Origin of the sequence: Acinetobacter kyonggiensis (assembly GCF_900107285.1) — a bacterium.
Lineage (GTDB): Bacteria > Pseudomonadota > Gammaproteobacteria > Pseudomonadales > Moraxellaceae > Acinetobacter > Acinetobacter kyonggiensis.
This window is the reverse complement of record NZ_FNPK01000004.1, coordinates 82,808-103,351: the sequence shown is the minus strand read 5'-3', so window position 1 is coordinate 103,351 and position 20,544 is coordinate 82,808. Positions and strand designations below refer to the sequence as shown.

Genomic DNA, 20,544 nt, shown 5'->3' with positions numbered 1-20,544 from the left:
TTTCCACTGTTTTAGACGGGGGAGATGCTAAAAAAAGCTCTTTTATTATAGCGAATTTGAGTCTAAATAGGGTGAAAACGGTATTCATTTAATAAATGTAGTTATCATGCAATATATGCTAGGTAAATACACCAAATGAGTTGTGTTTCAGTCATAATATGCAGAAGATTGGCGACAGAATTGATTAAAGGAGCGTTGAATGCCACGTAAAAAAGAGGTCGTTAGCGGAACTTTCGTTAAATACGATGCGGTAGTTCTCGGTTCAGGCCCTGCTGGTGAAGGCGCGGCAATGAAACTTGCTAAATCAGGCAAGCGTGTTGCAATTATTGATATGCGTGAGCAGTTAGGTGGTAACTGTACGCATGTGGGTACTATTCCAAGTAAAGCATTGCGTCAAACAGTATCGAGCATTATCCGTTACCAACGTGATCCAATGTTCCAAAAAGTGGGCGACTGGAAACAGTTCACCATGAAGCAAGTATTACGCAATGCCCATAAAGTGATTCAACAACAGGTTGATACACATTCACGTTTTTACGACCGAAATAAAATTAATATTTATCATGGCCGTGCATATATCCAAGATAAAAACACAGTACTGATTTTTAGTGATGATGGGATTAAAGAAACCATTATTTTTAAACAGTTGGTGATTGCGACAGGTTCGCGTCCATATCGTCCATCTGTACTTGATTTTAATCACCCACGTGTATTTGATTCGGATAAAATTTTGGATTTGGATTTTCCAATTCAAAAAATCATCATCTATGGTGCTGGTGTTATTGGTTGTGAATATGCATCGATTTTTATTGGACTCGACCATAAAGTAGATTTGATCAATACTCAGCCTAAATTGTTAAGTTATCTTGATGATGAAATTTCAGATGCTTTGTCTTACCGTTTGCGTGAACAAGGGGTATTGATTCGTCATAACGAACAAATTGATCACCTTGAAACATTTGATGATCATGTGGTCATGTATTTACAAAGTGGTAAGAAAATTAAAGCCGATGCCATTTTATGGTGTAACGGTCGTTCGGGTAATACCGATGGTTTGGGGCTGGAAAATGTTGGTATTACGCCAAACAGCCGTGGTCAAATTACGGTGAATGATCAATACCAAACTGAAGTAGAAAATATTTACGCTGCGGGTGACGTAATTGGTTGGCCATCCCTTGCTTCTGCTGCTTATGACCAAGGTCGTTGTGCAGGTGCAAATATGAGTGGTGAAGAAGGCGTTAAACCTGTAACAGACATTCCGACGGGTATTTATACCATTCCAGAAATTTCTTCTATTGGTAAAACTGAACAACAATTGACTGAAGAAAAAATTCCTTATGAAGTTGGTCAAGCATCTTTCCGTCATTTGGCCCGTGCACAAATTACTGGTGATACTGTCGGTGAATTGAAAATTTTATTTAACCGTGACACTTTGGAAATTCTAGGTGTGCATTGCTTTGGGAATAATGCCTCAGAGATTATTCACATTGGTCAAGCAGTGATGAATAGTGGTAACAACACAATTAAATATTTTGTTGAAACCACGTTCAACTATCCAACGATGGCAGAAGCGTACCGTGTTGCAACGTTAAATGGTATGAACCGTTTATTTTAAGTCTGATTTAAGTCTTAAATTGAAAACCCGTAAGTAAATGCTTGCGGGTTTTTTTTATGAAGCATAAAAATTAACTTATCCTGAGGTGAGATATTCAGATTGGCTTTGCTTGTAATTAGATCAGGGCATCTTGAGGTTAAGTTGTTTTTATTCTTCCAAGATGCCCATTCTGTAATGAAAGGAAAAGGATTAGAAAGGTCGTCCACCAGCCAAACTAATGCGTTTAAGTAAACGACGCTGATCTGAAGGGAATGGTTGTCGTGAGTGAAGGGTGACTTGGTTATCCCAAAATACGATATCACCTTCCTCCCATTGATGCTCATAACGGAACTCAGGTTTGAGTAAGTGTTCACGTAGCTTTTGAATTAAAGCATTGCCTGCCTGATCTTCATAATTGACTAATTCTACTTCTGAACGCGTATTGAGCCAAAGTGCTTTACGTCCAGATTCAGGGTGAGTGCGTACTAAAGGGTGTGGATAAGCATGTCCAATAATGGGTTGATCTTTAAAACGGTAATAGGGTGTGTCGCCATAACCACCCGTACCTTTATTGTTTTGTGAGCGGGCAAAAGGGTTGTAAGTAATCAGTTGTAATTGATCAATCTGGTTTTGGGTGTCCTTACCTAAAGCGTCATAAGCCTTAATGGTATTGAACCATGCGGTTTGCCCACCATCTTCGGGAAGTTCTATCGCATAGAGTAACGAGCCGAAAGAGGGTTGCGTTGTCCATTGGTGATCTGCATGCGGGGAAAGTTCACCATGTCCCGTGTAATCACCTTGGCCAACAGCATTCGAGACTGGAATCACATCGGGTGGGGTGCCAGTATCAGACTGTGTTGCCAGTACAGGATTATCTGCGCTTGGGCGGAAAATAGAGCCAAAATAACTGGCAAAGGCTAAGTATTGAAAATCATCTAAGCTTTGCTTTTTAAAGATTAAGATTAAATGCTCAGCAAGGGCTTGTTTCAGTCGGTGAATGGTTTCACCTGCTTGAGCTTTGCGTGCATCTAAACCGAAAACCACTGCACCTAATGCTTCATCGTGGAGAGGGATAATGCTGATTTCTTCTGGATTTTGAAGTTGTTCTGCCTGATGCCAGCGAGGAGCATCATGAATGGCTTGTGATAGTTGGGTTAGGCTGGTCATTTTTTTCTCAAGTTATTTTACTGTGAAAAAAATTTAATCAAAAATGATGCAAATATAAAATCAAAAGAATTGCTAAGCTTATGAAATAATAAATAAAATATCTAAATAAATGATTTTAAGACTTTTAATATAAACAGCAAAATAAAGTCATTTTTTTGCTGTTTTAGCTGCTGATTTTGAAGCATTAATGTGGGCAGAAAGCTTGATTGAAATATATAAAGAGTTGTGGGGTTTTGAACCACAACAGAATAGCAAGGCTGAGTGAGCCAATAACGGCTAGCGCAATGATGCTTTTTAAACCAAATAGAGAATTAGTCATGAATCACGGCCTCTTCATTGACAAAGAAATGTACCAGTACACCCAGTAAACTCAACGCGATTGAAAACATCCAAACTGCATTATAGTTGCCAGTCATATCATGATTGACACCACCTAGCCAGCCACCAAAAAATGAACCGATTTGATGAGTAAAAAAGATTAGACCACTGAGCATGGAGAGGTATTTAACCCCAAACATATTGGCCACAATGCCGTTGGTCAGCGGTACGGTAGACAACCACAATAAGCCCATGATGACACCAAAAGCGTAAACTGTCCAAACGCTCAAAGGCAACAGTAGAAAAGTAATAATGGTAATGCCACGGAGACCATATAACCACATGAGTAGATGTGGCTTGGAGTATTTTCCACCGAGCCAACCCGCACTATATGTCCCGACAATATTAAACAAACCGACCAAGGCAAGGAAAATTGTGCCTGTGGTGGCATTAAAACCATGATCGATCAAATAACCGGGTAAATGTATGCCAATAAAAACCACTTGGAAACCACAAACAAAAAAGCCCAAGGCCAAGAACCAAAACGGCTGATGGTTTTTGACAATAACCAAGATCTGTTTAAAGCTTAAACTGGCTTTATTACTATGAGCCGAGGTATGCGGAGCGACATACATTGGTGCTTTTAACATCCATGCCAATGGGATAATCAAGGCAATTAAAATTGAACTAACCACTAAGGCTGCTGACCAACCAATGTTTTGTAACAGCAATAAGGTCGAAGGCAGCATAATAAACTGCCCAAAAGAGCCTGCTGCACTGGCAATACCCATGGCAAGGCTACGTTTATCTGGGTGGGCTGCACGTCCAACGGCTGAGAGTAAAACAGGAAATGAGGTTGCAGATAACGCTAACCCCAGAATTAAACCGACACTTAAATTTAACAGTAAGCCTGTGGAGCTGAAGGCCATCAGCAATAAGCCTAAACTATATAAAGCACCGCCCACAGCAACGACAATTTTACTGCCATATTTGTCAGCAAATGCCCCTGTGATGGGTTGTACAGCGCCCCAAACTAAGTTCTGCATGGCAATGGCAAGACTGAAGACATTATGCCCCCAACCAAATTCATGACTCATTGGAACCAGATATAGACCAAAGGCATGACGTACACCCAGTGATAACGCCAGAATGAGCGCGCTTCCAATTAACATGTAAATGAGAGGTTTGGAAAAACGTGTATCTGACATAACTCATCCATGATGTAAATCTAATGTCGCTATGTTATTAGATTATGAATAGGGAAGCGATTAAATAAAATTTAAAAAAACGATAAAATTAAGTTATAGAAAATTTGAGTCAGATAAAAAAGACGATTTGAAATCATCTTTTAATCAATAAAAACTTAGAAGCGCATACCAACGCCTGCATAAACCAATAATGGGTTAATTTCAATATTGGCTTGAGATCGAATTAACTCACCATGAGTTGCATCTGTGACCGTAATTGTAGTTTCATTTTTCATGTGCGCATACGACACTGAACCGACTGCAAACCATTTATTATTAAAGTCATAAGTAAAACCAACAGTGGCGATAGGGGCAATCACATCGGTTGTTTCTAGGTCAACTTGAGGATTGGCTTTACTCTTTTTCCCTTCTAAGGAAGCTCCAGCATTGCCTTCTTTAATATTGGCAATCATGTGACCCGCTGCAATTAAGTCTTGTTCTATTTGTGGGTTAATTTCCAGCGCATTGAAGTATGCATATATGACACCTAAGCCCACATAAGGACGGAATTTATTTACACCCGTTTTACCAAAGTGATATTGGAATTCAAAGGCGGGTGTCCAAGCACGTGCGGAAGCCGCAGGGCCATGTGCTTCTAAATCGGTAATAAAAATATTATTTTTAAGATCAATGTTCAGAAATTCTAGAGGAAGCTTGCCAATTTGTGGCGTGGCAACTGCTGAAAAAGGAGCATAAATTTTTCCTTTACCTTGTAAGTCAACTTTTGGTGGAATGCCTGCTTTAATTTCAAATGAAATATGATCGCTAAAGAAGTAATTGGTCATCATGCCCAATGTCGTAACATCATCTGCTTCAAGTCCTGTTCCTTGAGCTTCCCAACGTTCTAAACCACTAATTTTAGAAGAGCCACTCAGATCTGCGGGTAAATTGCCGCCTGTAAAAAATCCCAAAAATTTTAAGGCGGCTGCAAGTCCTGCTTGGTCAACATCTGGATTTAGATTGTTTAATACGGTATCAACTTGAATGTCCCCATTTTTGGACACTTCACCATTCTTAACGGCGGTATTCACTTGAAAGGCTTGAGCTTTACCTTGCGGCATAACATGTAGCGCACCTACAGAAATTGAAAAGCGTTTAAAGCCATCACCATCTTTTAAGCTAAAATAAGGGGAATCGGCATGACTAATTACAGGTAAGGATGCAAGAGACGACATAATATAAAGTAACGATTTTTTCATTCAGGGACTCCATGTCCATTTTGTGTTTATAAGTTTTTTCTTTGATTTTTACGATTATATGAACGGAAAAAAAGTGAACAGTTATTGAAGAATATAAATATAGTTGTGTTCATGTAAAAAAATAGATTATTTGTTTCAATAGCATAGAAAATAATAATTTTATGTAACTGCATATTTTTAATTTTTGTTTAAATTGCCATGCATTTAATATTGAAATAATGATTGTTTTATTTATATATTTTTAACGTATTTTGAGGACTGATATAGGTTGTTATCATAAGGTCAGAAAATCTGATTAAACCAATAATACAGCCATGTTGGACTTTAGCGTAAAACGAGGTCTAAACAATTTGACAATCCGATCTCGCACTTGAGGGCATTTTTCCGTACAATACGGCTCATAAATTATTGAGTGAATCACATGAGCACCCAAAATACTCCCAAGAAAAAACCATTAGTCAATTTGCCTTTTCCTATTAAAAAAGAAAATGAGCAAAATCTTGATGAAGTGTTAGATGAAGTGCGTCCCCGTCCAAAACGTTATGCGGATCGTACATGGATGCCACCTCGCGGTACACGCCGTTCGATGGGAAAGCGTTAAGCTTTCAAAGAAAAAGCCATGGTGTGACCATGGCTTTTTCTTTGAGTGTTTCTTGAGTTTTAAAATATTATGGCGTGTTTGTTCTGCGGTTGTTGTTAAGATAATACGCTCTTTTTTCTTGATACATTGCCATATCAGCACGTTTGAGCATGTCTTCCATGCGTTCCCCATCTTTGTTGGTTGCATAACCAGTGGATAGGTTAAGAGGCTGAAGAGAATAAAATTGATTATCGACAAATAACAGTTCTTGCAAACTTTGCAAACAATTTTGGAGCGCAGCTTCATCGGCACCAGGCAAAAGAACCACAAACTCATCTCCACCAATGCGACATGCAGAATAAAGCGTTTGCTGAACCAATTGGGTTAAGATATTGCCCATACGTTGTAATAAACTATCACCAACATCATGTCCTAAAGTATCATTGAGTTCCTTTAGTCCATTCATATCCATAAAAATGCAGGACACAGGGCGTAGCATATTGCGTTCTAAACGATTTATTTCCGTTGTATAAAAAGCACGGTTATAGAGTTTGGTCAGCACATCGTGCTTGCCTAAATATTCAAGATAGTTCTCAGCCTTTTTTCGAGCGGTAATATCGGTAAGTGCAACTTGAACCATTCCCCAGTCATCAAGATAATCTGGAAATACGGTAAATTGCAGCAATACATGGCGGATACTGCCATCGAGTGCATAATTAATGGCTTCACGATGATGATGAATATTGCCATTCCAAAGCTCAATTAATTGTTCTCGAAAGGTTTTAACCATTTCTTGAGCAAAAACTTTGTGTATATTTTTATATAAAACATCTTTATTCGGAGCACCAAATAAATCGAGTGTTGCCTGATTGACATCAATAATTACAATATCTTTAATACACTCATTGATAAAATCATTATGCACATCCAAAAAAGTCTTAAAGTCTTCAATCCCTAAAGCACGGACGTTATCTAATTTTGTTTTGATACGACTAAAATCCTCCACCCAGAGAGAGGTCGGTGAATACATAAAGCGTGCTTCTGCCAAATGGCGGCTTTTTTCTTCAAGACGACAGGCTTCAGTGTAGGGTGTGATATCTTCAGTGGTAATCAATAACAGCGATAAATCATGTTCATGCCCTGGGAGTACGATCCCTTTGAGCTGAATATCAAGACGTTCACCCGTTAGGGTATAGTTCACCGCAGAGTTGGAAAAATGCGTTTCACCATTCCACAAAGCCATCAGCTCTTTGATATGGCTTTTGGTCATGTCACCTTTAAACACCAAACTAAGATTTTGGGATAAATGTTCAAAGTCTTTGGCTTGATAGAGTTCAAGTGTTTTGGAATTTACTTTTAATAATTTAATTTTTCTTGCACATTCAAGAATACGAGATTCATCTTCTTGTAAAAAACTGAAAAGATCTTGGACACCCTGTTCACGCCAAATATTAAATTGTTTTTTTATGTCGCTATAGTCTTCAAGCCACATTGCAATTGGTGATAGTTCAAAAAAAGGCGAATCCAATATTTCCATTGAAGGAGCTCATCATTTTTAGATCAATTTAGGTGTTGAGTATAAAACGAAAAAAATATTTTTTTAAAAGAATGTGATAATTAAAATGTAATTTTTAACAATTGAGGTATTGGTCATTGAATCTTAAATATCAATAAAAAAAAGCCAATGTAGACATTGGCTCATATTGATTGATGTTATGTAGCTGCTATTTAGCGACTTTGCTTCCGTGCTTTATTTTCAGGTTTGGGTGCAGGGATTTCTCGTTCACCTTGCCAAACATCAATAAAATCTTTTTCGTTGATGTTGTAAAGTTCCAATAAAGCTAAAATAACCCCACCAAATAACATTGCACCTTCAGATTTACTTTGCCACTCGAAAATTTGACCGTTTAAGGTGTGCAAAATATCTGAAATTTCAAAAATGCGATCACGTCCATTACTGTCCGTTGGGTACATTTGAGTATGTAAAATAATTCTTGCAGCACTTTTTTCACTTTCGGATAAATCGAGTTGATTGATCACATCTTCATCAGCAGTTGAAAAAATAATTGCATCATTAAATACCGTTCTTAAAAAATGGCGTGTCAGTTTTGGCAGTGCTCTTTCTACAAAAGGACGGAAGGAACTTGGGAAAATGACATTATGTGAAATGCCTTTAAACATTGGCGCAATTTCTTCAGTTTTATAACCCGCAATGCCACAACCAATCGAGGTAATGAAATAGGTCATTTTGGGATGGTTTTTGGTGTAAATCTTAAAATCATCAATATAGTGCTGAATTTGCGACAAGGGCATTTGTTGTAAATGTTCATTCATGGTCGGAATAGCATAGCTTTGACCTGACCAACCTCGACCCACACCTTGCATGGCACCAAAGTGCGCTAGAGCCGTATGTGCTGCACCATCTGCATGGTTGCCTGCCATATTGCTGCCGAAAACAAACACAGTGTCCTCAGGTAAGCTTTTTATAATATTTTCATCGTGATAGAGATATGACATAGGCGGATGCAATCGTGATGGTCTTTCTTCATGTTGCAATTGAAATGACAGATGGTCAAGCGAAAGATCAGCATTTTTAACATTAGCATAAAGGATGGCGTATTTAGGGCGATATACATCTGATTTTGCACTAAAATTAGAGCTAATATTTCAATTGAATTCATCTGGGTTGCATACAAATGGTTAAATGTAATATCAACCTGATTTCGTTCTCATGGTTTTGTTGAATGGGCTAAATACAGAAATATAAGGCGACTGATATTGCATGTAGATTTTTAGCCCTCATACTATCAACGTTATGTCGTTGAAGATGGATACTATGCAGGATAGTCAGCAACCTTTTGAATTAGTGACCAGCTATCAACCTGCTGGGGATCAACCACAAGCCATTGAAAAGTTAGTCAGTGGCATTGAAAAAGGCTATCACGATCAGTTGTTATTAGGAGTCACGGGGTCGGGGAAAACCTATACCATGGCCAATGTGATTTCCCAATTACAACGTCCAACGATTGTGATGGCGCATAATAAAACCTTGGCTGCGCAGCTCTATGGCGAATTTAAGTCCTTTTTCCCCAATAATGCGGTTGAATATTTTGTTAGTTATTATGACTACTATCAGCCTGAAGCCTATGTTCCATCGTCCGATACCTTTATTGAAAAAGATTCTGCAATTAATGATCACATCGATCAAATGCGCCTTTCAGCAACGCGGACTTTATTAGAACGTCGTGATGCCATTATTGTGGCATCCGTTTCTGCTATTTATGGTTTGGGTGATCCCAATGCCTATATGAGTATGCTGCTGCATATTGTACAGGGCGATCGTATTAGTCGTGACGACATTATTCGTCGTTTGGTCGAGATGCAATATACCCGCAATGAACTGGAGTTCTTACGCGGTACGTATCGTATCCGTGGTGAAATTATTGATATTTTTCCTGCCGAATCAGATCAAAATGCCATTCGTATCGAACTCTTTGATGATGAAGTGGAGTCGATTCGTTGGTTTGATCCATTGACTGGAAAACTAGTGCGTAAAGCACCACGGGTAACAATTTATCCAAAAAGTCACTATGTGACACCGAAAGATAATTTACACCGTGCAATTGGCACCATCCGTGACGAACTGAAAGAGCGTTTGGCATTCTTTAAACAACACGACAAACTGCTTGAAGCACAACGTATCGAACAACGTACCCGTTACGATTTAGAAATGATGCAGCAGTTAGGCTATACCAATGGGATTGAAAACTATTCCCGTCATTTATCAGGTCGTCCATCGGGTGAAGCACCACCTACCTTATTTGATTATCTTCCTGATGATGCTTTACTGATTATTGATGAATCACATGTGACGGTTCCGCAAATTGGCGCCATGTATAAAGGTGACCGTTCGCGTAAAGAAAATTTGGTCAATTATGGTTTTCGTCTGCCCAGTGCCTTGGATAACCGTCCAATGCAGTTTGAAGAATGGGAGCGCATTATTCCAACGACCATTTATGTCAGTGCAACACCTGCAAAATATGAGTTGGAAAAATCAGAGCAAATTGCAGAGCAAGTGGTTCGTCCTACAGGTTTGATTGATCCAGAAATTGAAGTTCGTCCAGTACTGACGCAAGTCGATGATGTGCTTTCAGAAATCAACCTGCGTAAAGATTTAGATGAACGTGTTTTAGTCACGACCTTGACCAAACGTATGGCGGAAGATTTAACCTCTTATTTAAAAGAATATGGGGTGAAAGTCGCGTATTTGCACTCAGATATTGATACGGTTGAGCGTGTGAAGATTATTCATGAATTACGCTCTGGTGTGCATGATGTTTTGGTGGGGATTAACTTATTGCGAGAAGGTCTAGATATGCCCGAAGTCTCTTTGGTGGCGATTCTAGATGCAGATAAAGAAGGCTTTTTGCGTTCAGAGCGTTCACTCATTCAAACCATTGGTCGTGCTGCACGTAATGTGAAAGGAAAGGCAATTCTATATGGTGATCGAATAACTGACTCCATGCAAAAAGCGATTGATGAAACAGATCGTCGTCGTGCTAAACAAATGGAATTTAATCGAATTCATGGTATTACCCCACGCAGTACCAAACGTCAAAATAAAAAAGACATTGATACTGGTGAGGTACTAACAGATGATCAAATTGATGGCAAAGTTTCTGATCAAGCCCGTGCTTTAAGTGCCGATGAACGGCATATTTTGGCCGATCCTAAATTGCTGGCAAAACACATGTCTAAACTGGAAAAAGAGATGTTAAAAGCATCGAAAGAATTACAGTTTGAGCAGGCAGCACGTTTGCGTGATGAAATTGTGCGTTTGAAAGCCCAAATGTTGACCTAGATTGAAATCATGATTTTATCTTCAAGAATCATTACATAACGCTACAGTACGGCTGAAAAATACTCGTTATTTTAATGGATATTCATCATTAAATAATATGATTTTCTTAATCAGGTATTTTTTATGGTTGCTAAAAATCTTCCAAAGGCAGGTTTTACACTTGCTAAAATTGCAGTGGGTGGGGTTGTGTTGATTGGTCTGGGTGCTGCAACACTGGCATATGCACAGACCAAACCATTGCAAACTGTAGACAAAGTTCAGTTAGACCGATATCTGGGGGTTTGGTATGAAATTGCGCGTAAGCCGATGTACTTTGAAAATAAGTGCAATCGTGATGTTACAGCGACCTATACTTTAAATGAAAATGGTAATGTCATCGTAAGCAACCGTTGTTTGAGTAAAGATGGGCAGTTACAGCAGTCGATTGGCGAAGCCTTCGTGCAAAATGCACCTTTTAATACCAAGTTAAAAGTTAGTTTTTTACCTGAAGCAATTCGCTGGTTATCTGTAGCGCGCGGTGATTATTGGATTTTAAAAATAGATGATGATTATCAAACCGTATTGGTTGGTGAACCACGACGTAAATATATGTGGGTATTGTCACGTTCAGCACAGCCAGATCAAGCGGTGGTCAATGAATATTTAGAATATGCAAAATCAGTCGGCTATAACTTGACCGATCTTATTCATACCAAGCAAACGCACAATAATCTTAAAATATTAAATTAATCGGTTTTTGCATGAGTGGTTTATGCGGCATTAGATGTACTTTGTAAAGCCTAAATAAAACCACGCTTATTTTAAAAAAATAAACCATGTACAGGTTTATTAAGTGCTGTCAGTGATCTTATAAAAACCATGTTTCGGCATGGTTTCTTATTGAATAGTCAAATTGAAAGGTGAATGATCAAGTTTTATCAGAGTGAAATGCTTATAATATACATGACATAAATTTAGAGGTGAAAGATGTATAAAGGCGTAGCATTGTCTGTATTGGCATCTATCACTTTTGGTGTTCTGTATTTTTATACTCAATTTTTAAAACCACTTGATAGTGAACAAACTTTTGCTTGGCGTATGTTAGCAACACTGCCATTCCTGACTTTATTTATGTGGTGGACGGGTGATTTAAAATATATCGCCGAAATTTTTAAACGTATTTTTAAGCAACCTGCTTTGTTTATTTGGTTGATCATCAGTTCAGTAATGTGTACCTCACAGCTTTGGCTGTTTTTATGGGGGCCAATGAATGGACGCGGTTTAGAAGTCTCATTAGGCTACTTTTTACTGCCCTTGGTGATGGTGCTGATAGGTTGTGTGATTTACAAAGAAAAGTTGTCCAAATGGCAACTTGCCGCAGTGCTATTTGCCTGCATGGGGGTTGGACATGAATTATGGCGTATCGGCAGTATTGCATGGGAAACTGCTTATGTTGCGGTGGCTTATCCTGTTTACTTCTTCTTAAGACGTGCTTTTAAAACGGATCATTTAGGTGGTTTTTGGTGGGATTTGTTTTTAATTCTACCTGTTGCGATTTACCTAGCAACGCTTTACAGCGACTCATTTAACTTGATTGCACAGTTTCCCCACTTAATTTTGGCAATTTTAGGCTTAGGTTTTTTAAGTGCATTTGGACTGGGGAGTTATATGCTGGCGAGTCGTTATTTACCTTTTGTCATCTTTGGATTATTAAGCTATTTAGAGCCTATATTGCTTGCTTTTTCTTCCATTATTCTAGGTGAAAGAATTAAAGCAGCTGAATGGTTTACTTATATTCCAATTTGGTTTGCGGTGTTACTGCTCATCGTTGAAGGTTCGATTCACCTAGTTAAACAGCAGCAAAAGCAAAAAGCCTTGTCTAAAAATCTTGAAAATTACCAAGAGCGCTTAAAGTAATCGTTTTTATCTTTTGGGTGTTGTTTGATAAAACAACATCTGAGCTTAATTGAGCATTTTCATCAGAAATAAAACTTTTAAGTGCTTTTGATATGAGAATCATGAAAATAATTACAACTATTTTTTCAATTTATAATGAATATGTAGGAAAATAGCCAAGTCTGGATCAGCTTTTGATTCAAACTTCTCGATAATTCCTTTACAATTGTCGGGTTTTGAAATTTATGCCTAGATATACAATTAATTAGAGGACGTATCTGTGAGCAAAGACACTATCATCGCCCTACATGCAGAGCACCAAGGTCGCTGGAAAAACCGTGAAGAAATCGCGGAACATATGATTGCCTTAATTGGTCAGTTGTATCGTGAAAAAAATATCGTGACTTCTGTATTCGGTCGTTCTTTAGTTAACCGTTCAGTAATCCAAATTTTAAAAGCGCATCGCCGTACACGTGTTATGGACGTTGAGCTTTCAGTTGTTCATACTTTTCCAATCTTAGAAGCATTGGCTAAAGTTGAAAATATCGGTTCTGCTGAAATCGATTTAGGTAAACTAGCCGTTGAATTTAATGAAAAAGGCGGCGATATCGACGCTTTTGTTGCGCAAGCAGTAGAATCGTTAAAAGGCAATGCTGAAACTGTTGAACCTAAAGACGTTGTTCTTTATGGTTTTGGTCGTATCGGTCGTATCCTTGCACGTTTAATCATTGGTCAATCTGGTCTTGGTCGTGGTTTAAACCTTAAAGCCATTGTGGTTCGTAAATCATCTGATGGTGATTTAGAAAAACGTGCGTCTTTATTGCGTCGTGATTCAATTCATGGTCCATTTGCAGGCACAATTTCTGTAGATGAAGCCAATGAAGCGATCATTGCCAATGGTAACTTTATCAAAGTTATTTATGCATCTAGCCCAGCTGAAGTGGATTACACTGCTTATGGTATTAACAATGCTTTAGTCATTGATAATACTGGTAAATGGCGTGATGCGGAAGGTCTTGCTCAACACTTGAAATGCCCAGGCGTTGCTCGTGTGGTATTGACTGCGCCAAGTAAAGGCGAAATGAAAAATGTCGTTTATGGCGTAAACCATACTGATATTTTAGATGAAGACAAAATCATCTCTGCTGCAAGCTGCACTACAAATGCAATTACACCAGTCTTAAAAGTGTTAGATGACAAATACAAAGTGATCAATGGTCACGTTGAAACTGTTCACTCTTTCACTAATGACCAAAACTTAATCGACAACTATCACAGTGCAGATCGCCGTGGTCGTGCTGCGACTTTGAACATGGTGATTACTGAAACTGGTGCTGCTAAAGCGGTTGCAAAAGCACTTCCTGCACTTAAAGGTAAGTTAACAGGTAACTCTGTACGTGTTCCTACGCCAAACGTATCACTGGCTATTCTTAACTTAACCCTTGAGAAAGAAGTTGATCGTGAAGAGGTGAATGAATACATTCGTCAAATTTCAATCAATTCAAGCCTTCAAGGTCAAATTGGTTATACAAATTCGACGGAAGTTGTATCTTCTGACTTTATTGGTTCACGTACTGCGGGTGTATTTGATGCGCAAGCAACAATCACTTCAGGTACACGTCTAACGGCTTATGTTTGGTATGACAACGAAGTCGGTTATAGCTGCCAAGTATTACGTATTGCTGAACAAATGTGTGGCGTAAGCTACCGCAAAATTCCTGCTGAAAAAAATGCATAATTTGTAAAGCAGTAAAAAAGAGCCTCATGTGAGGCTCTTTTTTTTGTTTGATATTTAAGGGCGGTTTCTTTTCTTGAAAAAGAAGGGGGGAGCATTATGAATGGAACAATTACGATGCCGTTAAAATTGTGGCAACTTGTGCTTTAATCGGTGTAGTTGGATGCCCAATCAGTTGTTCTAAGTCTTTACTGTTACTAAACATAGCGCCTTTTTCAGTTTGTATATCTGCATCGACAATCACATCGACCAAGCCAGCAGGTAAGCCAGCTTGTGTTAAAGCTTGAGTGTAATCTTCAGCACTGAGGTTTTGATAAGTGATTTCTTTTCCTGAAACATTAGCAATATCACCTGCTAAATTTGCCAATGTGAAGCTGGTTGAACCTGCAAGTTCATAGGTTTTATTTTCATGTCCAGATGTGGTGAGCACTTTTGCTGCGGCTTCAGCATAGTCTGCACGTGCTGCTGAACTAATTTTTCCTTCGCCTGCTGCACCATATAGCGTACCGATTCCAACGGTATGATTGACACCCGCTAAATAGTTTTCACTATACCAATTGTTACGTAAGAACGTGTACTGCAAGCCGCTGGCTTTAATGAGGCTTTCAGTTTCACGGTGTTCTTGTGCTAAACCGAGCGGAGAATGATCGGCATTCAGCAAACTGGTATAGGCAATATAAGGAACGCCTGCCTGTTGAGCCGTATCAATGACCGCTTTATGCTGCGGTGTACGACGACCCACTTCATTGGCTGAAATAAGCAACAGTTTATCAATTCCAGATAATGCCGAAGCTAAAGTTGCAGGTGTGTCATAATCAAAGAAACGCAGTTCAATTCCTTTGGCTTTTAAATCGGCAGCCTTGGATTTATTGCGAACCAATGCCACAATATTGCTTGCAGCGGTATTTTTTAACAGTGCATGAATAACCAATTGACCGAGCTGACCAGTTGCACCTGTGATTGCAATTTTCATTTGACTCACCTTTAATTTGTTTGTTTTGCATACTTGATGTTTTTATCTTAATATACTAGCTTACCTAATGTAAGTACGTACCTAAAAGTAAGTTTATTTCGGTTTGGAGAGAAATGATGAGTAACTATGCAACGAGTAATTTACTTGGACAAGTTTTATCCAACGAGTGTCCTTCACGTGAAATATTAGAACACTTAACCACCAAATGGTCTGTGTTGGTTTTGCGCTGTTTAAGCGATGGTATCCATCGTTTTAGTGAGTTAAGACAGCGTATAGACGGGGTCAGTGAAAAAATGTTGGCTCAAACTTTGAAGGTTTTAGAGAAAGATGGCTTTCTCATTCGTACGGTTTATCCTGTTGTGCCTCCAAAAGTTGAATATCAGCTGACTCTTTTAGGCTCACAAGCCGCGGAAAAGCTGAATCATTTGATTGGCTGGATTGAACGTAATTTGCCTGAAATTATGGAAAACAAACAGTGTGCTACGCCATCATTGTAAATATTGCTTGAGATGATGATGCCTGAGTTTTGCGAAGATGTATAAGCTCTAAAGATCTTCTTGAATCCGATAAAAGTTAAAATATTCATTAAAAAAAGAATAAAACAATGAGCCTATTTTTACGAACGGATTTGGAAAAGGTCAAGCAAGATTCATCATAGCGCTAAAATCTACCGCTATGGTTTAGTTGCTACAGCGTAAAGACGGATGTACTTATTGTTCATCCAAACAGCTTATCTTTAACCTGATTTTTAATTTTTACCTCGTCTTAAAGTGATGGTGTAATTGAAGTGCAGCTCAATAGAAAAATCAAAATTGGCGCGATCCATGTTGGGGCAGTGTGTATAGCAATACGCTGCTAGTGTGCTTTAAATTGGTCGCGATTTTTTCAAGTAAAGTCCGAAATATAGGCTGAGCTGTAGAAGGATGGTCTGGGCATGACTAAAAATCATGTAATGCTGAATAATACTATTCGAGAAATTCTTTAAAATATGGCAGAATATGCGGTTTTAAAGTATTTAGAGGATTGGCAGTATGCGCTTTGTTGATGAAGCAGTCATTACCGTAGAGGCTGGCGACGGTGGCAATGGCGTAGCCAGTTTTCGCCGTGAAAAATTCGTACCATTTGGTGGTCCAGATGGTGGTGATGGTGGGCGTGGTGGCTGCATTTATGTTGAAGCAGACAATGACACCAGTACACTCGTAGATTATCGTTATACACGTAGATTCCGTGCGGAACGTGCTAAAAATGGTCGTGGTGCGAACTGTGCAGGCCGTGGCGGTGAAGACACCATATTAAAAGTTCCAGTAGGAACAACCATCGTCGATGTAGAGTCTGGCGATATCATTGGCGATTTAGTCGCTGATGGCCAACGCGTCATGGTTGCCGCGGGTGGTCAAGGTGGTTTGGGGAATACTCACTTTAAATCATCGACGAACCGTTCACCGCGTAAATGTACTCATGGTATTAAAGGTGAGTTCCGTGAAATTCGTTTAGAGCTTAAAGTTCTTGCGGATGTTGGCTTACTGGGTATGCCAAATGCAGGTAAATCGACCTTTATTCGTGCTGTATCGGCTGCGAAACCAAAAGTTGCAGATTATCCATTTACTACAATGGTGCCTAACTTAGGTGTGGTGGATGCCGATAGTCACCGTTCATTTGTAATGGCCGATATTCCAGGTCTGATCGAAGGTGCTTCTGAAGGTGCGGGTCTTGGTATTCGCTTCCTTAAACATTTGGCACGTACGCGTATCTTGTTGCACATTATTGATGTTCAACCAATTGATGGTTCAGACCCAGCATATAACGCGAAAGCAATTGTGGAAGAATTGAAAAAATTCTCTCCAACTTTAGCGAAATTGCCAGTGGTATTGGTGTTGAATAAAGTCGATCAACTTGAAGAATCAACGCGTGAAGAATGGTGTCAGCACATTCTTGATGAAATTCAATGGGAAGGTCCTGTATTCCAAACTTCTGGCTTGATGTCGGAAGGTACGAAAGACGTTGTGTATTACTTAATGGATGAAATTGAGCAACAACGCGAACGCGAAGTTGAAGATCCTGAATACGCTGCGGCAATGAAAGCATTCCGTGATCAGCTTGAAGCTGAAACACGTGAACAAACCATTGCAGCGAAAGAAGCCTATCGTGAAATGCGTCGTCAACAACGTCTTGAAGGTCTGTTGGGAGACGACGATGAAGATGATGAAGATGGCGATGATAGCGATATGGAAGTGTTTTACGTACGTTAAGCTCTGAAATACGAGTAACTGAGGACAAGATGATAGAAGTGGTGGATGGGCAACGTCAGCTCAAGGATTGCAAACGAATCGTTGTTAAAATCGGATCATCTTTACTCACAGCAAATGGGCAAGGTTTAGATATTGCAGCAATTTCGCATTGGGCGAAACAAATTGCAGATCTACACAATGCAGGACATGAGATTATTCTCGTGTCTTCAGGTGCTGTGGCTGAAGGTATGGTTCGAATGAAATTGACCAACCGACCCACTGATTTACCGAGTCTTCAGGCATGTGCTGCTATTGGGCAAATGGGCTTAATTCAAACATGGTCGAGCGTATTGGAAAACCATGCTATTCAAACGGCACAAGTTTTATTGACCCATGATGACTTGGCAGACCGTCGTCGTTATTTAAACTCTTGCGATGCTTTACAGCATTTAATTGATTGGCGTGTGATTCCTGTCATTAATGAAAATGATACGGTGTCGACTGATGAAATTCGCTTTGGTGATAATGATACTTTGGCTGCGATGGTTGCAGGTCAAGTCCATGCCGATTTGCTGATTATCTTAACCGATCAGCAAGGCATGTTTGACTCCGACCCGCGTTCTAATCCAAATGCGAAGCTGTTCCATACGGTTCGCGCATTGGATGAAAGCCTATTTGATATGGCTGGCGGTGGTGGTAAATTTGGTCGTGGTGGTATGTTGACCAAAGTTCGTGCCGCACGTTTAGCAGCCAAATCAGGTTGTCCAACGCTGATTGCCAGTGGTGAAAGTGCTCAAGTACTTGCTCGCTTAATGTCTGGCGAGTTGCTCGGAACATTATTTATTACCGACAATGATCGTATGACTGCACATCAACAGTGGTTAGCAGCGCATTTACAAACAGCTGGTCGTTTGGTCTTGGACGATGGTGCGGTAAAAGCGATTAAAGATAATCACCGTAGCTTATTACCAGTCGGGGTAAAAGCGGTGGAAGGACATTTTGATCGTGGTGATGTGGTTGAGTGCGTTGATAGTCAAGGTGGTCGTGTCGCAGTGGGTCGAGTCAACTTTAGTTCTCGTTCTGCTGAAATTGTGAAGGGTTTATCCTCAGATAAAGTTTATCAAGTTTTAGGTGAAGCGCGTTCTTTAGAAATGATTCACCGTAACCATATGGCCATTTACTAAAAATTTCGTTATAAAAAATCCCGCTTTCGAGCGGGATTTTTTATGTGAGTTGAAAATTATTTGACATAACCTTTTTCAATCAGCGGTTTAAACAGCGAATGATGTATTTTTAATACAAATGGCATAATCATCATTTTGTATTGATTCCATAAGGCTAAACCGAAATAATTTAATATAAAGGCTAGGAAAAAAGCTCCAAGCATATCTAAAGGGAAGTGCACGCCCAAATAAACCCGAGACCATGCAACCAGCCATGCTATTGCAATCAGGATTACACCAATGGAGCGTTTTGCAGAGAAAAAATATGAAAAGGCAATACTACTGAAAATCAGCATATGGTCACTCGGGAAAGAGCCATTGGGCGAATGGTAAATAAGGGTACGCCCAACATCCATCATAAAAGGACGTGGATGATAAAAACTATGAGAAATGATTTGGCTGATCGATAGTGCCACACAAGTAAAAATGAAGGCTTTAATGATTTGTTTTTTAACTTGAAAATTCCCTCTTAGCCAGAAAAATGCAAAAAACATGATCATGATATAGAACAAATCATTGGCGATGAAAATTGCAAAATTAATCATCCAATCGCTGGCATGATTCGATGCATTAATCCATTCAAAAAGGCTAAGATTTAATTCGGTGAGAGACATAATGAAAATTGATGCAAAGAGAAAAATAACGGGTTAATTTAGCAGAATCACTTAATTAGGACATAAAAAAAGACCACAGATTTGTAGTCTTTTTGGGAGAACTCGCCTAAATGCTTATTTAAACTGAATTGTACCGTTTGCATTTACAGTTATTTTAGATTCACCCGCAGCAACATCTTGAGCATCTGCTGCTTCAGCGCCTGAAAATTTTGCCATACTCGCACGCATCATGATGGGTTGTGGGTAAGTATTATTGGTATTTAAATTTAGATTAACGAGGTTATATCCTGATTTATTCCACGCTTGACTTAAGGTTAGGGCACGTTGTTGGAAGTTTTTAGAAGCTTCTACCATTAACTCATTTTCAACTTTTTTGCGTTGGGTATCAGAAACACTGAAATTAATGGATTGTGTTTGAAAATTTTGTTGCAGTTCACTGACCAATTGGCTCGCAGCTTTAAAGTCAGTACTTTCAATTTGAATTTCGGCACGACCACGCCATTCTTTGAGTTTACGGCTATCGTTGTCATAAATTGGATAGGTGGTTTGAGAACCCGTTTCAACCTTCACTTGCGGGTATTTCTTGGCTGAAGCCATGGCTTGATTCATTAATTGTGTAATTTGCACAGCCAGTTCAGCGGGTTGTTTATTGCTTTTTTCAATGTATAAAACAGCATGCATTTCATCATTAGAAACTTTGCGAGCTGCTTCTGCTTGTATGTTGACTAGATTATAATTGAGTTGTTCGTTTTGTTGAGCAAAAGCAGGTGTCGTTAAAGTAGATGCTAAAATTAAAGATGAGAGAGTTAAGTAACGCATTTTTTGACCTATTTTTTGTAAGTAGAGTTGGAATCTAGATTGATGATCTTAAAGTGTGTTTATGTTGGATTTGAGCAGATTTTGTGGTGGCTTTGTAAAAACAGATAAAAT

Annotated in this window: 18 protein-coding genes; 9 read left to right on the top strand and 9 right to left on the bottom strand. The window is 39.1% G+C overall.

Going from position 1 to position 20,544, the window contains the following annotated elements; all coding sequences use genetic code 11:
* Positions 1–199: 199 nt before the first annotated feature.
* Entirely contained in the window at positions 200–1,615 is a 1,416-nt protein-coding gene (gene sthA / locus BLV99_RS04755) for a Si-specific NAD(P)(+) transhydrogenase (protein WP_074946312.1), read from the top strand.
* Between the two features lie 189 nt (positions 1,616–1,804).
* On the opposite strand, the gene BLV99_RS04750 is transcribed toward sthA, so the two are convergent.
* The 4 genes from BLV99_RS04750 to BLV99_RS04740 form a co-directional block, all read right to left on the bottom strand.
* Positions 1,805–2,761, bottom strand: coding sequence for a TauD/TfdA dioxygenase family protein (locus BLV99_RS04750; protein ID WP_092688229.1), 957 nt, complete (start codon positions 2,759–2,761; stop codon positions 1,805–1,807).
* A 184-nt stretch (positions 2,762–2,945) separates the two neighbouring features.
* Positions 2,946–3,080: a hypothetical protein gene (locus tag BLV99_RS18600; RefSeq protein WP_280138265.1), complete on the bottom strand. Its 135-nt coding sequence runs from the start codon at positions 3,078–3,080 to the stop codon at positions 2,946–2,948.
* Entirely contained in the window at positions 3,073–4,287 is a 1,215-nt protein-coding gene (locus BLV99_RS04745; protein ID WP_092688226.1) for an MFS transporter, read from the bottom strand. Before BLV99_RS04745 ends, BLV99_RS18600 begins: the two co-directional genes overlap by 8 nt.
* A 155-nt stretch (positions 4,288–4,442) precedes the next feature.
* Positions 4,443–5,525 (bottom strand): OmpW/AlkL family protein, encoded by a 1,083-nt coding sequence (locus BLV99_RS04740; protein WP_092688223.1) that lies wholly within the window; start codon positions 5,523–5,525, stop codon positions 4,443–4,445.
* Positions 5,526–5,946: 421 nt separating this feature from the next.
* Here BLV99_RS04740 and BLV99_RS04735 point away from each other — a divergent pair, with 421 nt between their 5' ends.
* Positions 5,947–6,126, top strand: coding sequence for a hypothetical protein (locus BLV99_RS04735; RefSeq protein ID WP_092688220.1), 180 nt, complete (start codon positions 5,947–5,949; stop codon positions 6,124–6,126).
* Positions 6,127–6,193: 67 nt separating this feature from the next.
* On the opposite strand, the gene BLV99_RS04730 is transcribed toward BLV99_RS04735, so the two are convergent.
* Together BLV99_RS04730 and BLV99_RS04725 are read right to left on the bottom strand one after the other, a co-directional pair.
* Positions 6,194–7,642: a sensor domain-containing diguanylate cyclase gene (locus tag BLV99_RS04730; RefSeq protein WP_092688217.1), complete on the bottom strand. Its 1,449-nt coding sequence runs from the start codon at positions 7,640–7,642 to the stop codon at positions 6,194–6,196.
* 191 nt (positions 7,643–7,833) lie between these two features.
* Positions 7,834–8,622, bottom strand: a complete 789-nt coding sequence (locus BLV99_RS04725) for an A1S_2505 family phage non-structural protein (RefSeq protein WP_092688215.1) — start codon at positions 8,620–8,622, stop codon at positions 7,834–7,836.
* 319 nt (positions 8,623–8,941) lie between these two features.
* Here BLV99_RS04725 and uvrB point away from each other — a divergent pair, with 319 nt between their 5' ends.
* The 4 genes from uvrB to BLV99_RS04705 all read left to right on the top strand — a co-directional run bounded on the left by uvrB (position 8,942) and on the right by BLV99_RS04705 (position 14,579).
* On the top strand, positions 8,942–10,966 hold the full coding sequence (uvrB, locus tag BLV99_RS04720; protein WP_086184988.1) for an excinuclease ABC subunit UvrB: 2,025 nt from the start codon (positions 8,942–8,944) through the stop codon (positions 10,964–10,966).
* Between the two features lie 123 nt (positions 10,967–11,089).
* Positions 11,090–11,695: a lipocalin family protein gene (locus BLV99_RS04715; protein WP_086184989.1), complete on the top strand. Its 606-nt coding sequence runs from the start codon at positions 11,090–11,092 to the stop codon at positions 11,693–11,695.
* Between the two features lie 237 nt (positions 11,696–11,932).
* Positions 11,933–12,862 (top strand): EamA family transporter RarD, encoded by a 930-nt coding sequence (gene rarD, locus BLV99_RS04710; protein WP_086184990.1) that lies wholly within the window; start codon positions 11,933–11,935, stop codon positions 12,860–12,862.
* Positions 12,863–13,121: 259 nt separating this feature from the next.
* On the top strand, positions 13,122–14,579 hold the full coding sequence (locus BLV99_RS04705; protein ID WP_086184991.1) for a glyceraldehyde-3-phosphate dehydrogenase: 1,458 nt from the start codon (positions 13,122–13,124) through the stop codon (positions 14,577–14,579).
* A 109-nt stretch (positions 14,580–14,688) separates the two neighbouring features.
* Here BLV99_RS04705 and BLV99_RS04700 read toward each other — a convergent pair whose 3' ends face one another.
* On the bottom strand, positions 14,689–15,549 hold the full coding sequence (locus BLV99_RS04700; protein ID WP_092688212.1) for an SDR family oxidoreductase: 861 nt from the start codon (positions 15,547–15,549) through the stop codon (positions 14,689–14,691).
* 116 nt (positions 15,550–15,665) lie between these two features.
* Between BLV99_RS04700 and BLV99_RS04695 the strand changes: the two genes are divergently transcribed.
* The 3 genes from BLV99_RS04695 to proB all read left to right on the top strand — a co-directional run bounded on the left by BLV99_RS04695 (position 15,666) and on the right by proB (position 18,961).
* Complete coding sequence (locus tag BLV99_RS04695; protein ID WP_092688209.1) at positions 15,666–16,046, top strand: winged helix-turn-helix transcriptional regulator; 381 nt, start codon at positions 15,666–15,668, stop codon at positions 16,044–16,046.
* Between the two features lie 534 nt (positions 16,047–16,580).
* Positions 16,581–17,798, top strand: a complete 1,218-nt coding sequence (cgtA, locus tag BLV99_RS04690) for an Obg family GTPase CgtA (protein ID WP_092688206.1) — start codon at positions 16,581–16,583, stop codon at positions 17,796–17,798.
* A 29-nt stretch (positions 17,799–17,827) separates the two neighbouring features.
* Positions 17,828–18,961, top strand: a complete 1,134-nt coding sequence (proB, locus tag BLV99_RS04685; RefSeq protein WP_086184995.1) for a glutamate 5-kinase — start codon at positions 17,828–17,830, stop codon at positions 18,959–18,961.
* Between the two features lie 56 nt (positions 18,962–19,017).
* Here the strand turns inward: proB and BLV99_RS04680 are convergent, their stop codons facing one another.
* Both BLV99_RS04680 and BLV99_RS04675 read right to left on the bottom strand, forming a co-directional pair.
* On the bottom strand, positions 19,018–19,614 hold the full coding sequence (locus tag BLV99_RS04680) for a phosphatase PAP2 family protein (RefSeq protein ID WP_092688202.1): 597 nt from the start codon (positions 19,612–19,614) through the stop codon (positions 19,018–19,020).
* Between the two features lie 114 nt (positions 19,615–19,728).
* Positions 19,729–20,433: an SIMPL domain-containing protein gene (locus BLV99_RS04675; protein WP_086184997.1), complete on the bottom strand. Its 705-nt coding sequence runs from the start codon at positions 20,431–20,433 to the stop codon at positions 19,729–19,731.
* Between the last annotated feature and the right edge of the window lie 111 nt (positions 20,434–20,544).